The following is a 22,577-nucleotide window of genomic DNA, read 5'->3' as shown; positions in this document are numbered from 1 at the left end:
AACCAATACCAAACAAAATGCCGATGAATTAGTCATCGGCATTTTTTTAGCACCTACGGCTTACCATTGATAACCGATACGCACGCCTGCATGACGCTGACGATCCATCTCTTCGCCATCAATCACGCCGGCATTGATGGATGCTGACCAGTTGTTGGCGGTAGCAGTCACGCCAAGCTCATGCGTGGTATAGCGATCGAAGTTTAGCGCAAGTGCATTGCCATTGACACGCACAGCATCGGCACGCTGATTGTGGCTGGCATCGGTGTAGGTGCTTGATACGCTTGGCACAAGCTGTACTTGACCGATTGTCATCGGATATGCCACCGACAGACCTGCTTGATAAGTCGTCAAACCCAGTGGTGAAGTGGATACAGCGGCATTATCCAGCGTATAATCCACGCCTGCCAAGCGATGATATTTGACACCTGCTGATGGGCGGATTTGCCAGTTATTGGCTTGATAAGTCTTGGCGACACTGAGCCCCACCGTGCTGATATCACGCTCAATCTTGGTGGATTTGTCATTCATCTCAATGGCGTTATCCGCTTGCCCCACACCTGCTTGTAGTGCACCAATCCAGCCTGATGGCGACTGCGCCTTGAGATAAGCGGTGGCAGATTTGAGCTTGCCATCACCTTGTGCACCATCAAAGGCAAGTGTCGAATCCACCGCCGAGAGCACCATGCCGGCACGCAGTGTATCACTCACTGCACCTTCGATGCCGAACTGCGTCATCGTGCTGTCATTGTGATAGCTACGATAATTATCCGAGTTTGATTTGGACGCTTGGGTATCATAGGCCACCCATACAGACAGTGGCTCGGATTTTGGTGTTACAAGCTCTTTATCAATAGCTCGTTCGGCTTGGAGCAGACTATTCACTTGGGCAGACAGCTCAGACAAGGCGGTATTTGAATAGCTACTGATGCCATCTTTTTGGGCGATATTGACCGTCTGTGCATCTAGCGCATTGGTCAAATCAAGCAGCTCTTCGGCTGATGTCAATCGCACCACTGCATTACACACTTCTTGCGATTGTGTTTTTAGGCAAATATCTTCTGCTTGCTTGAGCACATCTTTGACCATCAAATCCACCGCCTCAAGCTTGGATTGAGCATTTGCCTGCTGGTCTTGGGCGTGTGCTAGTGAGCGGTTGAGCGCCTCGATTGTCGTCTGTAGCTGAGTGTTGAGCGTTGTATAACTGCCTAGTTGCTTTTGTAGTGCCAACAGCTGATTGCGTGCTTGGATGCGTGCCGCAAAACGAATCCACGGCAAGCTGTTCAGATATGACTGCTGTGCATTCACACTTCGTTGTGTCTGTGCAATCGATGCCTGCACGCTTTGTTGTTCGGCAAGTGTGTTAATCACTCGGGTAGTCAGCTCATCAACCTCTTGGGCATACGCATCGGCAGATGCCTGTGCATCGGCAAGTAGTGCCTCGATTTGCTCATAATTGCGAGCGACTTGTACATCTCGGAGCGGACTGTATAGACGATAATCGTTGTTTTGGTTTTTTAGGATATAGCGATAAGCGCCCAGATCCACATAGCCATTTTCGAGCGAGACATTGAGCGCACTTGGGTCTTGGGCGTTATTGGTGATATTCAATAGGCTCAGCGGACTGATGGCAGTTGGCTCAGCGCCTGTATTTTGCATAGCTAACGAAAAATTACCCGTCGCCACGCCATTGACCGTCACACGATCGCCCACGCCTGCATCGGCATTGGTCAGATAATAAAACTTACCCTGCCCTGACAGATTACCATTGATGGTCAGGCTCTGATAGCGACTGTGGTTGTTGGCGGCATTGAGATCTACCGTACCGCCATTTAGCGCAAGATGCCCCACCGTGCTATCAGCGGTCATCTGCCATTGACCATCATGCTCAATGGTGGTGGTTGTGCCTTTGTCGGCGGTGATTTTGCCTGTCAGCACTGCCTTACCGATATGCAAGTCGGCATTGTGCCATAGGCGTGTATCCCCCGTCGCTTTGAGCGTTGGGATACTTTGATACACATCCGTACCCACAGTTGGCGTGGTGCAACTGATTGCCCCTGTATGGTCAGATCGCTGACACACAGGTGTCTTACCCTGCACAAAGCCAAGCTGTAATAAGCCATTTTGCGCTGCATAAAAATTACCCGTCGCAAGTGATGCATTACGCCCAAAAATCAGCTTGCCATCATGATTGACCGAGAATGCATTGGCACGATATTCACGATTAATCCAGTCATCATCTTTGATGATTTCTTGTTTGGTTTGATGATTGTAGGCATAGGGCACAGGTCTGCCTGTGAGTAGTACTGTGCCGTTATTGACTTTGAGCTCGCCATTGAGCCGTGCGCCACCTGTCAAGAATAAGCTGTCTTTGGCATCCGTCGGCTTAAAGGTGACATTCATTCTGCCATTAGTGCCTGCGGTCTCACCAAGCACCCCTGCAAAGGTCTGCACGCCACTGTCAAGATGCTGACGAGACAATACCGTTTGGATAGCACGCTGTTTATCACTGCCTAGATATTCCCAGTTGTCACTGCTGGTTTGGTTAGTTGGATAAAATGCGCCTGCATTGCCACCGGCTTTGAGCACAAAATAATCCGTGCGATTGCCTGCATGAGTATTGATATACTCATAGATATCTGCCCCTGCCGTACCCCACTTGCCCCAATCAAGCGACTGATAATCCTTAATCTTGATCACCGCATTGATGGCAGTCAGCTTATCACTGCCCAGATATTGCCAATGCTGATTACTGGTCTGATTGGTTGGGAAATAAGTGCCTGCATTACCGCCCGATTTTAGGATAAAGTAGTCCTTGCGGTTGCCTGCATGGGTGTTGATATATTCATAGATATCCGCACCTGCTATACCCCATTTGCCCCAAGTCAGCTCACCTGCCATCTTTTGGGTAAAGGCGGTATTGATGGCAGTATTCTTATCACTGCCGATATACTCCCAGCTTTGGTTGCTAGTTTGGTTGGTCGGGAAATAAGTCCCTGCATTGCCGCCTGATTTGAGGATAAAGTAATCCTTGCGGTTGCCTGCGTGGGTATTGATATATTCATAAATATCCGCCCCTGATGTACCCCACTGACCCCAAGTCAGTACATCACTACGCTTGGCGATGGCATCTGCTTGGCTTGACTGCACCCATGTCGCCACAGGATCAACTTTACCCAGACCACGAATGATGACATTGGCAGTGGCGGTGGTGTTGTGATTGACAAGCATAGCACCATCATCTTGACTTGAGATGGCTTTGGTATTAAAAGTCGTACCATTAAGATCCAAGCGACCACCACGATAGCCAAAGATGATGTTCTCTGGCACGACTTGATTGGCATCGCCCAATACCACCGTTGGGCGACCACTGACAATCTCAACACGATTGAACGCTTGCTTGTTGCCACGAGCATCAACTGCTGTTGCAAGCACGACCTTACCATCGCCGACACTGATATCGCCTGCATTGACCCCTGCGCCATTAACCATCAGCGTGCCTTTGCCAAGCTTGGATAAGCGGTCGCCTGCTGGGTTTTTAAGTTGCCAATTGACCGTCTTATTATCCGCCACGACCACGCCTGCACCCACCCAAGTAGTGCTCGGCAATCTGCCTTTGACCGTATAATCCGTCTCAAACTCAAGCGCACCTGCACCTTGATGCACTGGATTTACCACCACCAAAGTGCCTGCCTGACCGGTGAATTTGACCGATTTGCCTTGATTAAGCGCTAGCATTTCGGTACTGGTATTTAGGCTATCATCACCTTTAAGATTGACCGTCAAGGCTTGACCATTGCCCGTGATGCGACTGCTCGTGCCTGATGGCGTCCAAGTAAATGATGAACCTGCTCGGGTATTATCCACCGTACCTGCATAAGTCTCGGCAAGTTTTTGCGCCACAAAATGCGGTTTCATCGTCAAATACCAAAACTCATCGCTAGAGTAGCCACGAGTGACACCAATCACGCCCCATTGCTGTCTTGCGATGTCATACGCAAGTAGCGGTGAGCCACTATCACCCTGCTCAATGATGGTCGGCATGATGCCATTGGCGGTGCTCATATTACGCTGAAAGTTGATTGTGCTTACGCCTTGAGTTTGGCTAAAGTTCGGCACATTACCGCCGGTCAGATAGCGATACGCCCAAGCCAAATAAGTTTTTTCGTTATTCTCTGCACCTGTGCCGACATATTGTAGCCCTGAGCCTAGTCGTGCATAAGCTGAGAAACGATTGGGGTCTTGATAAGCGCTTTGGTGCTCGCCTGCATAATGCACAGGCATCGGCGCAACTTCCGTGACGAGCTTATGCAAGCGTGGTGCATGAAAATCGGTGGTGTTGGTAATGGTCGGGGTTAGGTTGTTACGCGCGACGATTTGATAATCAAAATCACGCTTTTGGGCATCTTTATGACCAAAATTCACCGTCGTATAGCCAGCATTGTGCGCCACACTGTTGATAAACTGTGGCTCGATCAGTGTGGCGATACCCACTTTATCGACCGCACCAAAATCAGGCATTGGCGCTGTCGTCATCATCGTGCCAAGCAATTGCCCTGATGTATTATAGATGGCAATATTGCGTGCACCTACGGCAAATTTACCCTTATTCTCGGCAAAATCTCGGGCATCTTGATAATTGATGTCGCTACGCACGACGCTGGCTTGAGCGTGACCAATCAAAATACTTGTAATCATCCATGCGAGTATCGATGGGCGGAATATTGTGGTGTATTTCATGGTATTTACTCCTATCAAATTGGCAAAAGTTATAATATATCATTTCTTTTAATAACTTTATCTTAATAAAGACGCCTTAATTTGATGGCTTTATTATAGCAAAATAACCGTAACACTTACTAGTAATCTTTTTAATTTTATGGACTTATCAGTCATTATTTTTTGATAGATAAGTTTGACTATACAAATATTAAATATTTTATTAGGTTTATCACATCTTAATAATAAGCATGGTTAAGCTTGGCTATTTTGTGTCTTAAATCATTCATTGCCGCCCCCAAACAAAAAAACCCATCAAGCAATCAGACTTGATGGGTTTGGCAAGTAGGATGGGCTTAATTATTTGCCAAGCCCTGCTTGCTGTAGCAGTGCGCCAAGACTGCCCATGGCTTTGGCAGGTTTGGCGACAGATTTAGGCTTATCTTGACGGTCTTGGCGAGGCGTACGCTCGGCTTTTTTGTTGTTCGCCGATTTGTCCGCTTTATCCACCTTGGCTGACTTATCCGCTTTGGCAGATTTGGACTGCTCAGATTTCATACTAAAGCCGATACGCCCACGGGCTTCATCCACCGAGATGACACGCACGGTGACGATGTCTTGGGGCTTGATGACATCAGCAGGGTTCTCGACATAGTCATCAGATAGCTCAGAGATATGCACCAAGCCATCTTGATGCACGCCAACATCGACAAAGCAGCCAAAGGCGGTGACATTGGTCACGACGCCTTCGAGCACCATGCCGACTTGTAGGTCTTTGATTTCATTGACATCATCACGGAATTTCGCCGTGCGAAACTCGCCACGGGGGTCGTGTGCAGGCTTGGCAAGCTCAGCGGTCACAGTGGCAAGCTGACTAAAGCTATCACTGCTGTCATTGAGTGCTTTGGCGGCAGTTTCGTTGCCGAGTACATCGCCAAGCGACTTGCCATGCTTTGCCAAAATCTCATACACCAAGCCATAACTCTCAGGATGCACGCCTGTGGCATCAAGTGGCTCATCACCATCTTTGATACGCAAAAAGCCTGCCGCCTGCTCAAAGGTCTTCACGCCCAGTCGTGGGACATTCTTAAGCTGTTCACGATTGACAAACGCACCATTGGCACGGCGATACTCGACAATCTGCTGAGCGACATTTTTGTTCAGCCCCGAGATATGCGCAAGAATGGCAGGGCTTGCGGTATTGACATCGACACCGACGGCATTGACGCAGTCTTCGGTGACTTTATCTAGGCTGGCTTCAAGCTCGGTCTGATTGACATCATGCTGATATTGACCGACGCCGATGGCTTTTGGCTCGACCTTGACAAGCTCGGATAATGGATCTTGTAATCGACGGGCAATCGACACCGCACCACGCACCGACACATCCAAGTCAGGCAATTCGCTTGATGCAATCTCACTGGCTGAATACACCGACGCACCCGCTTCTGATACCACAAGTGCCGTAGCAGGCAGGCTCTCATCACGAATCACAGATTTGACCAGTGCTTCGGTCTCACGGCTGGCTGTGCCATTGCCGATGGCGACTAGCTCGACATGGTGCGTGCGGATTAACTTTGCAATCTCGCTTTTGGCTTCATCAACTTTATTATAAGGATTAAACGGATACACCGTCTGCGTCGCTAGCACATCACCCGTGCTGTCAATCACTGCCATCTTCACACCATGACGGATACCCGGATCGACGCCAAGAATAACCTTGCGACCGGCAGGGGCGACCATCAACAGATGCTTTAGATTCTCGGCAAATACCGCAATCGCATCGGTCTCAGCCATCAAGCGACGCTCGGTCAATAAGCGATGCTCAATCTGTGCACGCCATTTGGCAGTCCAAAGTTTTTTGGCGGTGTCGTACAAAAACTCGCCATTATCCGCACTTTGATCCACCCCAAAATGCTGTGCAATCTTGGCAATAAACGGCTCATCTTCGCCATCGACATGAAGTACCAGCACATTTTGCTGACGACCACGCAACATCGCAAGCAGGCGGTGATTAGATAGCTTGGCAAATGGCTCGCTATGCTCAAAATAATCTTTGAATTTCTCGCCGACTTCTCGTTTTTCTTCGCCGATGAGCTCCGAGCGGATGGATGCGGTGGCATTAAAGCCGGTACGCACTTCATCAAGTAGCTCAAGCGCTGTCGCCCAGTCATCTAGGATAATCGCCTGCACACCGCCAAGCTGCTTATCATAATCATCAAAGCCCGCCTCAAAGCTCTCGCCCGTCTCATCGGTGAGCATCAAAGGCGCTGCAAAGCCTGCCAATGCCTCGCTTGGCTTTGCCCCTGCCAAAATCGCCTCAGCAATCGGCAATAGCCCTGCCAATTTTGCCTTGGCGGCGATTGAGCGGCGGCGTGGGCGATACGGCTGATAAATCTCTTCAAGCTCAAGCTTACTTGTCGCGGCATTGACACGCTCGGTCAGCTCATCATTGAGCACGTTTTGGGCAGCTAATAAATCCAAAATCTTTAAGCGGCGGCTAGCCAGCTCACGCTCAGCGACGAGTGATTTTTCGAGCATACGCAACAGCTCATCATCCAAACCGCCCGTTTGCTCTTTGCGGTAGCGAGCAATGAACGGCACGCTTGCGCCTTCATCAAACAGCTTGGCAAACGCCTGCACCTGCGATGCCTTGACGGCATGGTCTTTGGCAAGCTTCTCATAGATGGCTTGATGGTTAATTGGGTCAGTTACATCGGTCATAACATCAGTCATAATGGTTTTCTACAATGACGCCACATCAGGGCAAAACTCGCCCATTATAGCAAGTTTTGCCCAAAATTACCCCACAAAACGCACCCATAATGGCGTATTGGTTAAAAATTCATATCACCCTTGTTTAAAATTTGTTAAACCCCCATAAAAGTCGCAAGCATTTGCCCAAAGCCATGCTATGATAAAGCCATAAATTCACCCCCAGACTTTTGGCAAATTGACCAAAATTAACACAAAAATAGTTACATTTTTTTGTGCAATATTGTACACTAAGACAAAGGCAGTTCGCCGCTTGATTGTAAGGATAATGACATGACAGAGACCCTAGATAACATTGCTCATCGCATTTTGGTGGTCGATGACGACGCTCGCTTGCGTGCGCTACTACAACGCTTCTTGGAAGATGATGGCTATGTGGTGCGTGTGGCACATGATGGCAAGCAGATGGATAAGCTGCTTGACCGTGAGATGTTTTCGCTGATTGTACTTGACTTGATGCTCCCTGACGAAGACGGCATCGCCATCTGCAAGCGACTGCGTAACGACAACGCCGGCATCCCTATCATCATGCTCACCGCAAAAGGCTCGGATGCTGACCGTATCGCAGGGCTAGAAGCCGGTGCTGATGACTATCTGCCAAAGCCATTCAACCCAAAAGAGCTACTCGCTCGTATCAAAGCCGTGCTACGCCGTCAAAACCGCGAGCTACCCGGTGCGCCAAGTCAGCAGGTTGAAGTCGTGGAATTTGGCCCTTGGACACTGGATCTATCGACCCGTACGCTCAAGCGTGATGGCAATGTGGTGACACTGACCACGGGTGAATTTAGCGTACTAAAAGCCCTAGTTCAGCACCCACGAGAGCCACTGACCCGTGATAAGCTGATGAATTTGGCGCGCGGCCGTGAATGGGGTGCGATGGAACGCTCTATCGATGTGCAGGTCTCTCGCCTACGCCGCTTGATCGAAGACAATCCATCACAAGCTCGCTACATTCAGACTGTGTGGGGCGTGGGCTATGTCTTTGTCCCAGATGGTGCAGAAAGCTGATTTGACACGATCATCTAAGCAGTTAATTAATTGGGGCATTCGTTGCCCCAATTATTATTTATTCGTAAAATTATGGATAATGAATTAAAAATTTGTGATGAATGTGGTAGTTCATATTTTGCCAATTCATCCATCATGCAATCACTATGCCCAGAATGCGGTTTTATTTTATACAACCATCCTAAATGCAACCATGTATTCCATCATGGCAAATGTATAAAATGTGCTTGGAATGGAAATAAGAGCCAATTTATCAAAAACCTACCACCAAACTCTCAAGATGATTATTCATAATGTTGGGAAAATCCATGAACTTACAGCCAATCAGCGCTACGCCCACCACCATCGTCACAGGTTTTTTGGGCGCAGGCAAAACCACACTCATCAATCGGCTCATCCATCACAAAGCCTGTGATGAACGCTGGGCGCTATTGATTAATGAATTTGGCAAAATTGGTATCGATGGCGGCCTGATTGATAGTGATGACGGCATCGCCATCAAAGAAGTCAGCGGTGGCTGCATTTGCTGTAGTAGTCAGCTGCCGCTACAGATTGCCCTAGTGCGACTGCTTGGCACGCACAAGCCAAACCGTCTGATCATCGAACCGACGGGGCTTGCTCATCCTGATGAATTACTCAGTCAGCTGACCCAGCCCCATTGGCAAACAAGTCTCAACATCCGTGCTGTCATCTGCGTACTGTCAGGCACACAGTGGGCACAGGATAAATACCGTCAGCATGATGGCTATATCGCTCATGTACGCCACGCCGATGTGGTGGTGTGCAATCGCACTGATGATATCGATGTCGATGCGCTCACTGCTTGGATTGGCAAGATCAATCCGCAGGCGATGGTAGTATTTGGCATAGATGATATCGATGTCAAGGCACTGCTAAATACAGCGCACACGCCACGCACCCCAAGCGCCATCATCTCGCTTGGCTCAACTCTAGCACGCCCTGCCAGCACTGATACAGAGCAAGAGAGTGATGCCACGCTACCCTTTCGCTATCATGAGATGATGGGTGCGCATCATGTGGGCGGATGGCGACTGCCGAGTGATTGGCAGTTTGACAGCTATGAGCTCCAAAAATGGCTACTGTCTCGCCCAGACTATCTGCGTATCAAAGGCATCATCCATACCACCGAAGGCTGGCTAATGCTCAACATCGCCCCTGATGGCATCAGTATCAGCGATACCGATGAGAGAGCAGATAGCCGTCTTGAGATGATTTTTGGGCAGATGGTGGATGATGCCATGTGGCAGGCATGGGATGGGGAGTTGATGGGGATGGTGGTGCGCTAAATCGCTCTAGAAAAACAGCCAAATCACCACCAACACAATCACCACAAGCAAAATCAAACCCCCACAGCCGCCCGATGATCGCTTGGTGCTCGTGCGGCGGCGCTTGCTGGTGCTGGTATAAGACAGCCCCGTACCAGGAATGCCGACGGTGGTGCGACGACCCTTTTTACCCAGATTCATCGATGCGCCCTTACCGCCGAGTGATACGCTGTTTAGACCTTTTTTACTGATGTTGATTTTTACACCTGGCATCAACTTGATGCTTTTTTTGAAGCGAAATCCCATATTTATTTACCTTATTTATCAAATGATTATAGCAAAATAGCGTCTGGGCGATGCTACGCTGCGGTCAAATTTGCGCCATTCAATCCGATATTGCCCCATCACAGTAACTTGCTCTTTGACTGCACCAGTTGGCTTGTCAATCGTGCCTGTGAGCAGATATCGCTCACGAAAAAATCGATAAATACCGCTTTTAATCCGCCCAGATGTATAAAACTTTGGATCAGTCGCCACGCATAAACACGCCGTACTCACAAACCCCAATGCCTTTAACTCTTCCATAAAACGAATGTCTTTGACGCAGGCGTACATTTTCTCGGGCGCTTCGCCATTTGGGGTGAATTTTAGTTCAATGGCGTATTTTTCGGATAAATCGGCACTCAAAAGACAGATATCAATTTCTTTTTTGATGGTATCAGCATGACCTACCAAGCTTTTGATATTGCGCTCAAGCTGCACTTTATAAGTAGGCAAACGACTGCGCAAATAAAACCCCAATTCATGCTGTAGCATCGCTTCATTATAAAGCTCAAGATCATCATCTTTTGGTAAATACTGATGAAAAAATTCATCAATCAGCGCTTGCAAATCCAGCATCAACTCACCCAACTACCACGCAATATCATTGCCAAATGCCAAATTTTTTGAGCAAAAACAACATACCAATGACCGACAATCCCATCACCACACTAAATGCCGTCACACCAACTTTGCCACTGTCATACTCTTGTTTAAATCGCTTGTCCGCACGGCCTTTTTTGGTAGTGCGTGTATGATTGGGCGCAATAATCATGGCAATTGACGCTACCGCAAACCAAAACAGCACCGTTCTTGCTCTCCCAAGACCGCCAACCACATCAAACACCGATGATGCCACTTGACCATAAAGATAAGCATAAATCACCATCAAAATCGCAGCAATCAATGGCGATAAAAACATTCTATTCGCACAGATCGCCACCGCAATCATACAAAGCACAAACAGCGACAGCACAAGCCCAATGATAAACATCATCATCTCCCAACCGATTGATAGAAAAATACCCAAGCCACACTCTTGCTGCGACTTGGGCTTTTGCGTACAGGCTAATTATTTCAGTAGCTTTTTAAGCAAGCTTGCGATACCTTTTTGCTCAGTGCTACGAGCTGCACGGGCTTTTGCCATACGCTCAGCGACTGCTTTGCCTTCTTTGGTGCGCAAATCCACTTTGCCATCTGCACGGCGTTTGATGCTTGATGCCGCAGGCTTTTTAGCCGTTGTCTTGGCAGTGGTTTTGGCTGTAGTTTTTGCAGCAGGTTTTGCCGCTGCTTTTTCTGCTGCTTTGGCAGCTTTTGCTTTTGCTAGGCGAGCTTTTTTGGCACGCTCAACTAGCTCTTTATACTCTTTGGTACGCTTATCAACTTTACCACTGGCGGTTCTTTTTAGAGTGCTCATCGCATATTCTCCCTTGATTATTACTCTTCATCTTCGATAACTAGGTCGTCCATCGCATCGACAAAGTCATCAAAAATTTCGCTCGCACGGTCTTCAGAGACTTCTAGCACATCAGCAAATGCAAAATAATTTGCCAATTCATTAACGCTAATCACGCCATCAGCCGCTAGGACATTTAGGCAAATCAGCAATACCGCTTCTTGGTCAGCGACCGCTTCAGCTGCTTCGGCTAGATACTCATCAAACGCATCATCATCCATCGCTGCGATTTTGTCCACTTCGCTTGCTACAGCAGCATCAAGATCAGCAAAGCCCAGCTCATCAGCCAGACCGATAACACAGCCTTGAGCGATTTCGTCATACACGCCTTCACCAGCGATTACTGATGCACCTAGAAATGGTGCGATAACTTTGGTACTTAGTGCCATAATTTTTCCTTATCAATTAATAAAATTAGCCTGCCATCATATTGGTTACAGCATAACCAACCACTGCCAAGATGATGATAATCAGCCAGAACCACATCGGAATGCCGCCTTTTTTCTCTTCGGCGTATTCGTAGCGAGTCTCATAGCCTGCCGGTGCAGATTTGGATACTGTGCCGACACTGCCTGTGATGCCAAATTTCGCCATCTCAGCTTGCAAGCGCTCAAGGCTACCAGATGTCCACACTTTGTTGAACGCTACTTTTTGACCATTGCCCAAAGTCAGCCACTCGCCATCTTTGGTAAAGCATGCATTGCCATTGACGAACCAATCAGAAGTCTGCTGGGCAAGCTCGCTTTCGGTATAAAACAAATGGTCAATCCCCGCATCAGGGCAGATCGGTGATTTTGGGAATTTGGTGCGTAGCTCTGCTGCCGTGACCGATGGGTGCATCGCAACAAAAGCTGCCATCATGCCTAGCGCGGTGCGGTTTTGGCTTTTGCCAGTAACATGGGCTTTGGTGATTTTTTTACTCACAATCTTTCCTTTAATAGATATAAATTTGATTAAAATACAATGGTTTGGGTACTATTGTCGAAATCGATGACATAGCCTACTGTTGCTGATTTATCCACCAAGCCAACTTCGCCTGTGATGCCATGATCCGCCAACGCCGCCTGCAACTTCTCAAGGCTTTTTGCTGTCCAAACTTTGTTGAACGCCACATTTTGACCATTGCCAAGCTCAAGCCACTCGCCATCTTTGGTGAAACAGGCATTATCATTGATGAACCATTCGTTGCCACTAGCGATCATCTCATCGATTTCATCTTCGCTAAAGAACAGCTTTTCGATGCCTGCATCAGGGCAGATTTCTTTCATTGGGAATTGTTCGTTCAACGCATCTACAGTCACCGATGGATTTAGCGCAACAAAAGCTGCCATCATGCCTAGTGCGGTGCGGTTTTGGAATTTGCCAGTCACCTGTACTTCAACAGACTCAAAACAAATCTCAAAGCCAGCTGTCGCCGACTTATCCACCGAGCCAACTTCACCGGTGATGCCATAGTCCGCCAACGCCGCCTGCAACTTCTCAAGGCTTTTTGCTGTCCACACTTTGTTGAACGCAAGCTTGCGACCATTGCCCAAAGTCAGCCATTCGCCATCTTTGGTAAAGCACGCATTGTCATTGATAAACCATTCGTTGCCATCGGCTTGCTCTTGCTCAATTTCGCTTTTGCTATAAAATAGCTGGCTGATGCCCGCATCAGGGCAGACTGCTTTGGTGGTGAACATCTCTTTGAGCGCTGATGTATTTACCGCTGGGTACATGGCGACAAAAGCGGTCATCATACCAAGTGCGGTGCGGTTTTGATGCTTACCTGTAACTTGTGCTTTGATAATTTTCTTAGTCATGATTGATTTCCTGTTGTGAGATTTGCTTAAAATTTAACCAGCCAATTTATGCCAAAGCATCAATCAGCTTTGAACCAAATTGACGAGTGGTCCAGTTATCATCATAATCAAAGCCAATTGCTGCAGCGATGTCACGCAGTGCTGCTTTGGTATTGTCATACAACTGAAAGCTCTCGATACTACCGCTATCAAGCACCTGTACGCCATATTCGCCGATCTGAGCGATGTCATTTTCGCCATATTCTTTGATGAGTTTTGTGCCAAATTGACGAGTAGTCCATGTATCATCGTATTCAAAGCCCACTTCATCAGCGATGGCACGAAGGCTTGCTTTGACATTGTCAAACTTGCGTAGTACTTTGATGCTGCCGCTGACATCTTGAGTGATCAGATATTCTTGATATACGGCCGATTTTTTGGTCATGGCACCCATCCTCATTTGGACAAAAAATTTTTAACCAGAGATTGTTTTACTTGTTATGTCAATAACAAGTAAAAATAGTATACTATTTTTAAAAATTTCAAATTTTTTGGCGATTTTTGTAATGTATTGATTTTATTAATTAAATTTAAAAATTGTTCAAAATTTGTTCAAATTTTACGCACAAAAAAAGCGAACGCATGGTCGCATTCGCTTTTGGTGGGTTTTTGATGAGTTAGTCGTCAGCCTCTTGTTTTGGCGCAAGGCGAGTGACGAGCAGCTGGTCAATCTTATAATGGTCGATATCCACCACCTCAAATTTATAGCCCTCATGCTCAACCCAGTCCGCTAGGCGTGGAATCTTACGCAGGCGATACATGATAAAGCCTGCCAAAGTCTCATAATGATCCCAATCAGGAAATTCATCAATATCCAGTGCGTGCTTGACATCATCGATCGGGGTGATGCCATCGATGAACCACGAGTTTTCATCACGGCGGATAATCTGCTGATCCTCAGGCTCAGCCGATGCCCAGTCGCCCATCACTGTCATCATAATGTCCGACAGCGTAATCACACCGACCACGAGCGCATATTCGTTGATGACCACCGCCATTTTTTCGTTACTGGCGCGGAATTTATCGAGCAGCTCAGAGAGCGTCAGCGTATCAGGGATGATGAGAATATTGCGAATCGTCGATTCATTGAGCTGAAAAAACGACTGATTATTCATAATACGCACCAAGATATCCTTGGTATCGACATAGCCGATGACTTGGTCGATGTGCTCATTACACACCAAGAACTTGGAATACGGATAATCGGCAATCTTTTGGCGGATGCTGTCTTCGCTCTCATCAAGGGTGAAAAACACCACATCTTCACGAGCAGTCATCGACGATGGTACAGTCCGCTCTTCAAGCTCAAACACATTTTCGATAAAGTGCTGTTCTTGTTCCATCAGCACGCCTGCTTCAGCACCGGCATCGACGATGGCTGAGATATCATCAAAGGTGATGTTGTCATCTCGTGCGGTATTGACCTTAAAGATACGAAAGGTCAGATTGGCGATGGCATTGATAAACCATGCCAACGGTTTGACCGCTTTGATGGTCAGATTAATCGGATTAATCACTGCAAGCGCCACCTTTTCAGGATTAATCATGGCGATACGCTTAGGAATCAAATCAGCATAGAGAATGAACAGCAAAGTAATGATGATGAATGACGCAAAAAACGCAATGCTCTCAAGCCATTCGCCTTGATACACCATGCCAATCCAGTCGATGAAATAAGGACGCAGCGCACCCTCACCCACCGAACCGCCCAAAATGGCAACGGCGTTCAGACCAATCTGCGAAGTCGCAAAAAAGTCGGCAGAATTTTCTTGGAGCTTAAGCACCTTTTCGGCACGCTCATCGCCTGATTCGGCAAGTAGCTTAAGTTTGATTTTGCGAGCGCCTGCCAGTGCAATTTCTGAAATCGAGAAAAAGCTGGAAGTCAAAATCAGGGCTGTAATGATTAATAAATTTTGAAATAAACTCACGGGAATACCAATGGGTTTGTTAATGGTTATTTGGGCTGACAATCCACCACTTGCCCTTTGACACCTGATGCACTATCGGTCATCAGATACACATAGACCGACATGATGTCTTCGGGGGTCTTTAGTGTATAAGGGTCTTCACCAGGAAAAGCGTGTGCACGCATATTGGTGCGTGTCGCCCCAGGATTGATGCAGTTAAAGCGTAGGGCGGTCATGTTTTGGGTTTCTTGGGTAAAGATGGTGGTCATACCTTCAACAGACTGCTTGGAGAGTGCATACGCTCCCCAAAATGCACGAGGCTTGGCACCGACACTGCTACTGGTGAACACCACCGAGCCACTTTGGGCGGCTCGCAGTAGCGGAATTAGGCTTTGGGTCAGCATAAACACCGCTGTCGAGTTCACACGCATCACCTGCTCAAAGGTAATCGGGTCATACATTTCAAGCGGTGTCAAAGCGCCCAAAATCGCCGCATTGTGCAAGACACCATCCAAATGACCAAATTCTTTTTCGATCAGATTGGCAAGCTCTTGCATCTGGGCGAAACTTGCTTTTTCCAAATCCAGTGGCAAAATCGCAGGCTCAGCCAGACCTAAGCTTTCGATCTCATCATACACCGCTTCAAGCTTGGATTGGGTCTTGCCAAGCAGTAGCACGGTTGCACCGCATTTGGCATAAGTCAATGCCGCCACCTTGCCAATGCCATCGCCTGCGCCTGTGACTAGGATGATTTTATCTTTTAGGCTGTCTGCTTGATACTCAAAAGCACGCATCTTGTCATGCGTGTAGATTTGTTCTGTCATAATTTTCTACTATAACTGATAAAACGATACTTATAAACTAAAATGATTAATTCACCTAAATTTGCGCCAATACCCACTCACGCAGTACATCAGGCGTCTCAAGAATGGCATCAGCCCCCCAAGTATCAAGACTTGCCAAATCGTCTTTGGATAAATAACCAAACTTAGCAATCACCGTCGTCATCCCTGCTGCCTTGCCCGCTTCGATATCACGGTGATGATCTCCGATATAGATGCACGCAGTCGGATCGACCTTGATGGTATCGCACGCCAGATACATCGGCTCAGGGTCAGGCTTGGTATGCGTCACATCATCAGGGCAGACGAGCACCGCACAACGCTCGCTCAACTCAAGTCGCTCAAGCAAATTGGTCGCCAAATAGCGTGGCTTATTGGTGACAATACCCCAAGGAATTTGGCGGCCCTCAAGAGTGCTCAAGAGCGTCTCAAGCCCTGCAAAGACTTGACTATCGACACAAATATCCGCTTCATAACGATCCAAAAATGCCTGACGATACGCCAACAGCTCGGTATCATCATCGCTGACATCATGGAATTTTTCACCAAAAATCAGCTTCACCATCGCCCGAGCGCCTGCCGACACCTGCTCACGAATGGCAGCATCCGATGGCGCATCTCGTCCATCTTCACGGCATAAGTCTTTGATAATACGAATAAAATCAGGTGCGGTATCAATCAGTGTCCCATCTAGGTCAAACAAGACCGCTTGCAGTTTTTTCATCAGTTACTCGCTTGGCTTGATAAATGCCATCATGTAGTTCACATCGACATTGCGATTAGACAGCCAATAGTGCTTGGTGATGGGGTTATAATGCAGTCCTGTCATGTCAAATCGGCGAAAGCCTGCACGCATCGCCATCTGATCAAGCTCAGCTGGGGTGATGAATTTGTGATAATCATGCGTGCCTTTATCGACGAGATTGAGCACATATTCAGCGCCGACGATGGCAAATAAATAAGACTTAGGATTACGGTTAATCGTGCTCATCACGCACACGCCGCCTGGTTTGGTCAAATCAAAACACGCCTGCACGATCGCTGATGGATCAGGCACATGCTCTAGCATCTCCATGCAGGTCACCACATCATACTGCTCAGCTTCTTGGCTTGCCAAGACTTCAGCGGGCACACAGCGAAACTTAAGCGTATCGCTCATACCCGTCTTATCGGCATGGATGGCGGCGGCTTTTAGGTTCTCATCGCCCAGATCCACACCCAGCACGCTTGCGCCACGCACTGCCATCGAGTGCGCCAAAATCCCACCGCCGCAGCCAATATCCACGACTTTTTTGCCCTGTAGTGGCGAGCCTAGATGCTCATTGGTGCGATCTTCGATCCAGTTTAGACGCAGTGGATTGATGTCATGCAAGGACTTAAACGCCCCCATACGATCCCACCACTCATCGGCAAGTTTGGTGAATTTGCCAATCTCATCAAAGTCAGCATTATTGGCGGTTGTGGCTTGGTTGTGTTGCATGAGACACCTTAATTGTTTTTCAATTTCAAATAGTACCATCTTAGCATTTTTTGTGGTTTTTGACTACTTTATTCGCCTGTATTGCTGTTGCAAAATGGTTATTTTATTGCCATTGATCATCGATAATGACGCAAGCACATACATACGCCAAGCTTACCCATCTTGCCAAAACCTGCACGATTTTTGCCGATTTTGCACCAGCTTGAGCCAAATACATAAAAATTTACACAAACTGCAACGATTTATTAAGAAAACAGTTGCCACATTTGCCCCAAAATACGCTAAACTATACGCTGTTTGAATTTGTCATCGTGCCGAACCGCACACAAGGCAGGTTCACCCAGTTTTGGCGATTTTTGCCTGATTAAGGAAACATTGTATGAAATTTGCACTCAAAACAACATTACTTGCGACTGCTGTTGGTCTTGCGACACTTAGCCATGCCAATTTCGTTGAAGGTAAAGATTATCAAGTTTTATCAAACCCTGAAACCATCGCCGGTGATGTGATTGTCGTGCGTGAGTTCTTTTGGTATGGCTGCCCACACTGCTACAACCTAGAACCGCATATGCAAAAATGGGCAAAAACTCGTGCCAAAGATGTGGCATTTTTCCAAACCCCTGCTGCGCTAAACTCACAATGGGAAGTGGCGGCTCGTGGTTTTTATGCCGCACAGCAGCTTGGCGCACAAGAAAAAACGCATCAAGCACTATTTGACACCGTCCACAAAGATGGCAACCGCCGTGTCATCGGCACGCAAGAAAACCTAGCCAACTGGTATGCCTCTCAAGGCGTGGACAAGGCAAAATTTAACAGCCTATATAATTCATTCGCCGTCACCACCAAAATTGAGCGTGCCAAAGCTGGTGCGATGCGCTATCAGCTGACTGGTGTGCCTGCGGTCGTGGTACATGGCAAATATGTGGTCTCAGGCGAAGACGCCAAAGTGCCACAAGTCGTTGATTTTCTAGTGAATAAAGTGCGTGAAGAGAAGAAGTGATCTGACCGCGCCAAACAAAAAGCTCAAACCACACGGTTTGAGCTTTTTTTGATGGGCATCTAGTGCGTCGCCACAAATTCATCGAGCAGTTCAAATAGACGGTGAATCTCATCCACCGTGCTATAATGCAAAAATCCCACACGCAAAAATCCAGTCTCAACCAAGCCCAACTGTCGCACCACATCCAACGCATAAAAATTACCACACGGCAGTGCAACATTATGCTCGCCAAGCCACTGACTGACTTGTTTTGGGTCGATGAGTTGCCCATCTTTCATCAGATTAAAAGCAAAAGTCGGCGTACGCTGAACGGTATCCGCCTTGCCATACAGCTTGATATAATCTCGCTTACCCACCGCCTGCAAAAACACCTGCCCAAGACCATTCTCATGTGCCATGACACGCTGATACGCCTGTGCTAGGCGAGTCCTGTCATCGCCTGCATCATCACCTGACAAAGTCGCCCAGTACTCAAGCAGTGCCACGATGGATGTTTGCGCTTCGAACGACTGCGTGCCCTGCTCCCATGCATTAGGCAGCGCATCGGTCGCTGGTTCTACCTTATAAAAACGATTTTGACTCATCAATGACGGCTTCATATAGCCGATACCCAGTCGTGCTGCCCCAATCTTGTACGCCGATGCAAACAGCACATCACACTCCATCGCCGTCACATCGATAAGTTCATGCACGATGGCGTGCACCGCATCGACACTGACGAGCGCACCAACTTGATGTGCCTTAGCGATAATAGGTGCAATGTCTGTCTTAGTGCCAAGCACATTGGATGCCAAAGACACCGCCACCAAGCGAGTCCGCTCATCAATCAGCTGATCCAGCGCTGACAAATCAAGCTTACTGCCATCTGCCACGAGCGGTATCTTACGCACCGTCACGCCACGATCTTCGGCGGCTGTCTGCCAAGATGACACGTGCGAAAAATGATCCATACAGCTTAGTACAATATTATCGCCCGCCTGCCAATCTTGCGACAGCGTCCGTGACACATGGAACATCAAGCTCGTGGCATTAAGCCCAAAAAACACCGCATCACTTGGGCAATTGAGCCAAGTTGCCACCTTTTGGCGAGCCTTTTCATTGGTCTGCGCCGTCACTCGCCCTGCGTGCGCAAAGCCGCCCAAGTTACTATTAAAATGATACAGATAATTTGCCATCTGATCGACGACGACCTTAGGCAGTTGACTACCACCGGGGCCATCAAACAGCAGGGGCAATTGTCCTTTTTCATCCGCCATCGCAAGGCCCAAGAACCCTTGACGGATACGAGCAACATCATACATGATACTATCCTTTTTGTGAGTGATTTGGGCTATTTTACAGACTCATCGCACGCCGTCAAGACGAACAAATCCCAATAGCCTTGCCCTGATTGCTTGGGTGTGACATCGCCAGCACTGTGCCACAGCTGCTTGTCATTAATCACACAAAAATCCCCCGCGGACGGGTCAAGCATCGCCATCGGTGCATCATCGGTTTTATTTTGCCAAATAAACAGCTCGCCACCTGTGACATTGTGGCGTGCCATCGTGAATACCCCCACATAATCAAAGCCATCTTGATGGATGCCTTCGGGCGTGGCGACGGCATTATTATCCGCATCTTTGGCAAGAATACGCATCTGATGCACGGCGATTTGGCTAAGCTGTGGCAGATTGGTCACTTTGGCAAAAGTCGCCATCATCCGCCCAAAGTCCGCATCCGTGATGGTCGCATCGGTCAAATCATCATAGTGGCGTGCGACATTACCCTGAAACTCATTTAGGCTGTCATCTTGGACAAAGGCGGTATTGGCTTGCTTGACAAGCTGATGCGCCTGTCTGTCATACTCAAAAACCGAATAACGGCGCAAACGATAGCTACCGTCCTTGTAGTCACTCGGTGTCAGCGTGTCAAACGATGCTAGCATCGCAGCGGCATCGGTCAGTGGCAAGGTGTCGATATGATAAGTCAAAGGCGTGTGAATTGTATGGCTCATGCGTCGTCCTTTTTGCATTTTTTTTACATTGGTGGGTGTTGGTCAAGGCAGGGCTTGCGTTGCTTGATTGGCAGTACAAGTCTGTGCTTTTTTTGGCAATTTGACCAATTCATTCTAAAAATTTTTGTCCAATATAACAAAAAGTAATCAAATACGCAAGTATCAGCTCATTACCACGCCCTGCACGCAATCATCAACAGCCATCAGCATCTTGTACGAAAATGCTTACACACATTGCCGTCATCTGCCACTAGGTTTATACAGGCAAATTTGCGATACTATGCACACAGCAAGGAGATGGCAAATGGATAGGCCAACAAGGATGACCGCTGTATCTAGGATAGACTAGCAAGGATGGGTATCGCCCAAGCAGGACAAGTAATAAAGCCACATGAACCCAAATTTCATGTGGCTTTATTGCTGATATCTATTTTTTCTATTTTCATCGCCCGCCCAACATCTTGGGCAGGTTTGTCACTTAGGCCTTGAACTTATCGCCCACCAGTCCTTTGACAGTATTTAGGATGTCAGCAGGCAGTACGACGGTTTTGGCATTGTCCGACTGTGCTATCTCATTCATCGCCTTGATGTACTGCTCACCGAGCAAATACACGACAGGCATCTCTTTGCCATCCATCGCCTGTGAGATCAGACGGATCGACTCTTCTGAGCCGCGAGCGAGCACGACTTGCGCTTCGGCATCACGGCGAGATGCTTCAAGACGGCCATCCGCTTCCAAGATGGCAGCTTGTTTTTGGCCATCGGCACGAGTGACCATCGCACGGCGTTGGCGTTCGGCGGCAGCTTGTTCTTCCATCGCCAGCTGCATGGTCGCTGATGGCTTGATGTCTTGGATTTCCACTGTCTTTAGGGTGATGCCCCAGTCGGCGATATCATCGCTGATGGCGTGCTTGAGCTGTGCTTTGATCTGATCACGACTGGATAATGCCGCATCCAGATCCATCTCACCGATGATCGAGCGTAGCGATGTCTGCACCAGATTGCGGATGCCGTGTTCATAATTTTCGATGCCGTAGACCGCATATTCTGGCTGTACAATGTTGATGTATGCCACGGCATTGGCGATGATGACGACATTGTCACGAGTGATGACTTCTTGGCTTGGGATGTCAAGTACGATGTCTTTGGTGGTGACTTTGTACGCCACCGCATCGACATAAGGAATGATAAAATTCAGCCCCGGCTCAAGTGTCTGATGATATTTACCCAGTCGCTGTACGATCCATTTTTCGCCCTGTGATACTAAGCGCACCCCTTTGTAGATGGTGAATACCACAAAAATAATCAGCACCAAAACCACACTACTCACGCCAAACATACACTCTCCTTAATTTCCCCAAAAACTTGCCAAGATAGCAAAATTAATCAAGACGCTCAATTGGTTATTTTCTAGCGACCACAAGCTCATTGCCTATAACACCTGTGACGATGACTCGCTCACCCACTACCAACGCCTGACCATCTGCGGTGCGGCACAGCCACTCGTCAGCACCAACTTTTGGCACCGTAAATCGCACTCGCCCCACACAGCCATCATGCACAGCTTGGCTAATCATACCGATCTCACCGATGATGACCGAACCGCCCAAGCCTGCTTTGGTGCGATTTTTGATGCGTGGCTGTACAAACCAAAACCACAGCGCACAGCAAACAATCGACAGCCCAAGCCAAATCATCACCTGCCCAAGCAGTCCCATCGGCACAAGCCAAATGATCAGCGCTGTCATCAATGCCGCCACGCCAAACCACAAGGCTGCAAAGCTTGGCAAAAACAGCTCCAAAGTCATCAATAATAAGCCTGCAACCACCCATTGCCACGGCTGCAATCCCATAAGCTCTCCTTAATAGTAAAGCCAGTCAATCAGTCTAGCGCACCCAAGATTTGTAGTGGCATGGTCACCACATCAAATGCCAAAGCAAATGGC

The 22,577-nt window shown here is 48.0% G+C and carries 21 protein-coding genes; 3 read left to right on the top strand and 18 right to left on the bottom strand.

Annotated features, from left to right (window positions below; genetic code table 11):
- Positions 1-60: 60 nt before the first annotated feature.
- Together Q0N89_RS00105 and Q0N89_RS00100 are read right to left on the bottom strand one after the other, a co-directional pair.
- On the bottom strand, positions 61-4,740 hold the full coding sequence (locus Q0N89_RS00105; RefSeq protein ID WP_294032793.1) for a S6 family peptidase: 4,680 nt from the start codon (positions 4,738-4,740) through the stop codon (positions 61-63).
- 339 nt (positions 4,741-5,079) lie between these two features.
- On the bottom strand, positions 5,080-7,443 hold the full coding sequence (locus tag Q0N89_RS00100) for a Tex family protein (protein ID WP_294032792.1): 2,364 nt from the start codon (positions 7,441-7,443) through the stop codon (positions 5,080-5,082).
- Positions 7,444-7,767: 324 nt separating this feature from the next.
- On the opposite strand from Q0N89_RS00100, the gene ompR reads away from it, so the two are divergent.
- Positions 7,768-8,502 (top strand): two-component system response regulator OmpR, encoded by a 735-nt coding sequence (gene ompR / locus Q0N89_RS00095; RefSeq protein ID WP_078254708.1) that lies wholly within the window; start codon positions 7,768-7,770, stop codon positions 8,500-8,502.
- Positions 8,503-8,810: 308 nt separating this feature from the next.
- Positions 8,811-9,809, top strand: coding sequence for a GTP-binding protein (locus tag Q0N89_RS00090; RefSeq protein WP_294032791.1), 999 nt, complete (start codon positions 8,811-8,813; stop codon positions 9,807-9,809).
- 6 nt (positions 9,810-9,815) lie between these two features.
- Here the strand turns inward: Q0N89_RS00090 and Q0N89_RS00085 are convergent, their stop codons facing one another.
- The 12 genes from Q0N89_RS00085 to ubiG form a co-directional block, all read right to left on the bottom strand.
- Positions 9,816-10,094: a DUF4236 domain-containing protein gene (locus Q0N89_RS00085; RefSeq protein WP_294032790.1), complete on the bottom strand. Its 279-nt coding sequence runs from the start codon at positions 10,092-10,094 to the stop codon at positions 9,816-9,818.
- Between the two features lie 18 nt (positions 10,095-10,112).
- Positions 10,113-10,688: a hypothetical protein gene (locus Q0N89_RS00080; protein WP_294032789.1), complete on the bottom strand. Its 576-nt coding sequence runs from the start codon at positions 10,686-10,688 to the stop codon at positions 10,113-10,115.
- Positions 10,689-10,713: 25 nt separating this feature from the next.
- The gene (locus Q0N89_RS00075; protein ID WP_294032788.1) at positions 10,714-11,139 is read right to left on the bottom strand and encodes a hypothetical protein; all 426 of its coding nucleotides are present in this window, start codon (positions 11,137-11,139) and stop codon (positions 10,714-10,716) included.
- 42 nt (positions 11,140-11,181) lie between these two features.
- Positions 11,182-11,526 (bottom strand): hypothetical protein, encoded by a 345-nt coding sequence (locus Q0N89_RS00070; protein WP_294032787.1) that lies wholly within the window; start codon positions 11,524-11,526, stop codon positions 11,182-11,184.
- Positions 11,527-11,546: 20 nt separating this feature from the next.
- On the bottom strand, positions 11,547-11,954 hold the full coding sequence (locus Q0N89_RS00065) for a hypothetical protein (RefSeq protein ID WP_294032786.1): 408 nt from the start codon (positions 11,952-11,954) through the stop codon (positions 11,547-11,549).
- A gap of 25 nt (positions 11,955-11,979) precedes the next feature.
- The gene (locus Q0N89_RS00060; RefSeq protein ID WP_294032785.1) at positions 11,980-12,489 is read right to left on the bottom strand and encodes a hypothetical protein; all 510 of its coding nucleotides are present in this window, start codon (positions 12,487-12,489) and stop codon (positions 11,980-11,982) included.
- 29 nt (positions 12,490-12,518) lie between these two features.
- Positions 12,519-13,367 carry a hypothetical protein gene (locus tag Q0N89_RS00055; RefSeq protein ID WP_294032784.1) on the bottom strand — a complete coding sequence of 283 codons (849 nt, stop codon included), beginning with the start codon at positions 13,365-13,367 and terminating at the stop codon, positions 12,519-12,521.
- Between the two features lie 46 nt (positions 13,368-13,413).
- Positions 13,414-13,791 carry a hypothetical protein gene (locus Q0N89_RS00050; protein ID WP_294032783.1) on the bottom strand — a complete coding sequence of 126 codons (378 nt, stop codon included), beginning with the start codon at positions 13,789-13,791 and terminating at the stop codon, positions 13,414-13,416.
- A 232-nt stretch (positions 13,792-14,023) separates the two neighbouring features.
- On the bottom strand, positions 14,024-15,334 hold the full coding sequence (locus tag Q0N89_RS00045) for a hemolysin family protein (protein ID WP_294032782.1): 1,311 nt from the start codon (positions 15,332-15,334) through the stop codon (positions 14,024-14,026).
- A 26-nt stretch (positions 15,335-15,360) separates the two neighbouring features.
- On the bottom strand, positions 15,361-16,137 hold the full coding sequence (locus tag Q0N89_RS00040) for a YciK family oxidoreductase (RefSeq protein WP_294032781.1): 777 nt from the start codon (positions 16,135-16,137) through the stop codon (positions 15,361-15,363).
- 55 nt (positions 16,138-16,192) lie between these two features.
- Positions 16,193-16,882, bottom strand: a complete 690-nt coding sequence (locus tag Q0N89_RS00035) for an HAD-IA family hydrolase (protein ID WP_294032892.1) — start codon at positions 16,880-16,882, stop codon at positions 16,193-16,195.
- Positions 16,883-17,635, bottom strand: a complete 753-nt coding sequence (ubiG, locus tag Q0N89_RS00030) for a bifunctional 2-polyprenyl-6-hydroxyphenol methylase/3-demethylubiquinol 3-O-methyltransferase UbiG (RefSeq protein WP_294032780.1) — start codon at positions 17,633-17,635, stop codon at positions 16,883-16,885. It lies immediately after the preceding gene.
- A 379-nt stretch (positions 17,636-18,014) separates the two neighbouring features.
- On the opposite strand from ubiG, the gene Q0N89_RS00025 reads away from it, so the two are divergent.
- Positions 18,015-18,635, top strand: coding sequence for a thiol:disulfide interchange protein DsbA/DsbL (locus Q0N89_RS00025; protein WP_294032779.1), 621 nt, complete (start codon positions 18,015-18,017; stop codon positions 18,633-18,635).
- 59 nt (positions 18,636-18,694) lie between these two features.
- On the opposite strand, the gene Q0N89_RS00020 is transcribed toward Q0N89_RS00025, so the two are convergent.
- The 4 genes from Q0N89_RS00020 to Q0N89_RS00005 form a co-directional block, all read right to left on the bottom strand.
- Positions 18,695-19,936 (bottom strand): cysteine desulfurase-like protein, encoded by a 1,242-nt coding sequence (locus Q0N89_RS00020; RefSeq protein ID WP_294032778.1) that lies wholly within the window; start codon positions 19,934-19,936, stop codon positions 18,695-18,697.
- Between the two features lie 29 nt (positions 19,937-19,965).
- A complete protein-coding gene (locus Q0N89_RS00015) occupies positions 19,966-20,631 on the bottom strand; it encodes a 2OG-Fe dioxygenase family protein (protein ID WP_294032777.1) in 666 nt (221 codons plus the stop codon).
- Positions 20,632-21,109: 478 nt separating this feature from the next.
- On the bottom strand, positions 21,110-21,970 hold the full coding sequence (locus Q0N89_RS00010) for an SPFH domain-containing protein (RefSeq protein WP_294032776.1): 861 nt from the start codon (positions 21,968-21,970) through the stop codon (positions 21,110-21,112).
- Positions 21,971-22,034: 64 nt separating this feature from the next.
- A complete protein-coding gene (locus Q0N89_RS00005; protein ID WP_294032775.1) occupies positions 22,035-22,484 on the bottom strand; it encodes an NfeD family protein in 450 nt (149 codons plus the stop codon).
- Between the last annotated feature and the right edge of the window lie 93 nt (positions 22,485-22,577).

This window comes from uncultured Moraxella sp. (assembly GCF_945873075.1).
Classification (GTDB): domain Bacteria; phylum Pseudomonadota; class Gammaproteobacteria; order Pseudomonadales; family Moraxellaceae; genus Moraxella.
This window is presented reverse-complemented; position numbering and strand designations above follow the sequence as displayed.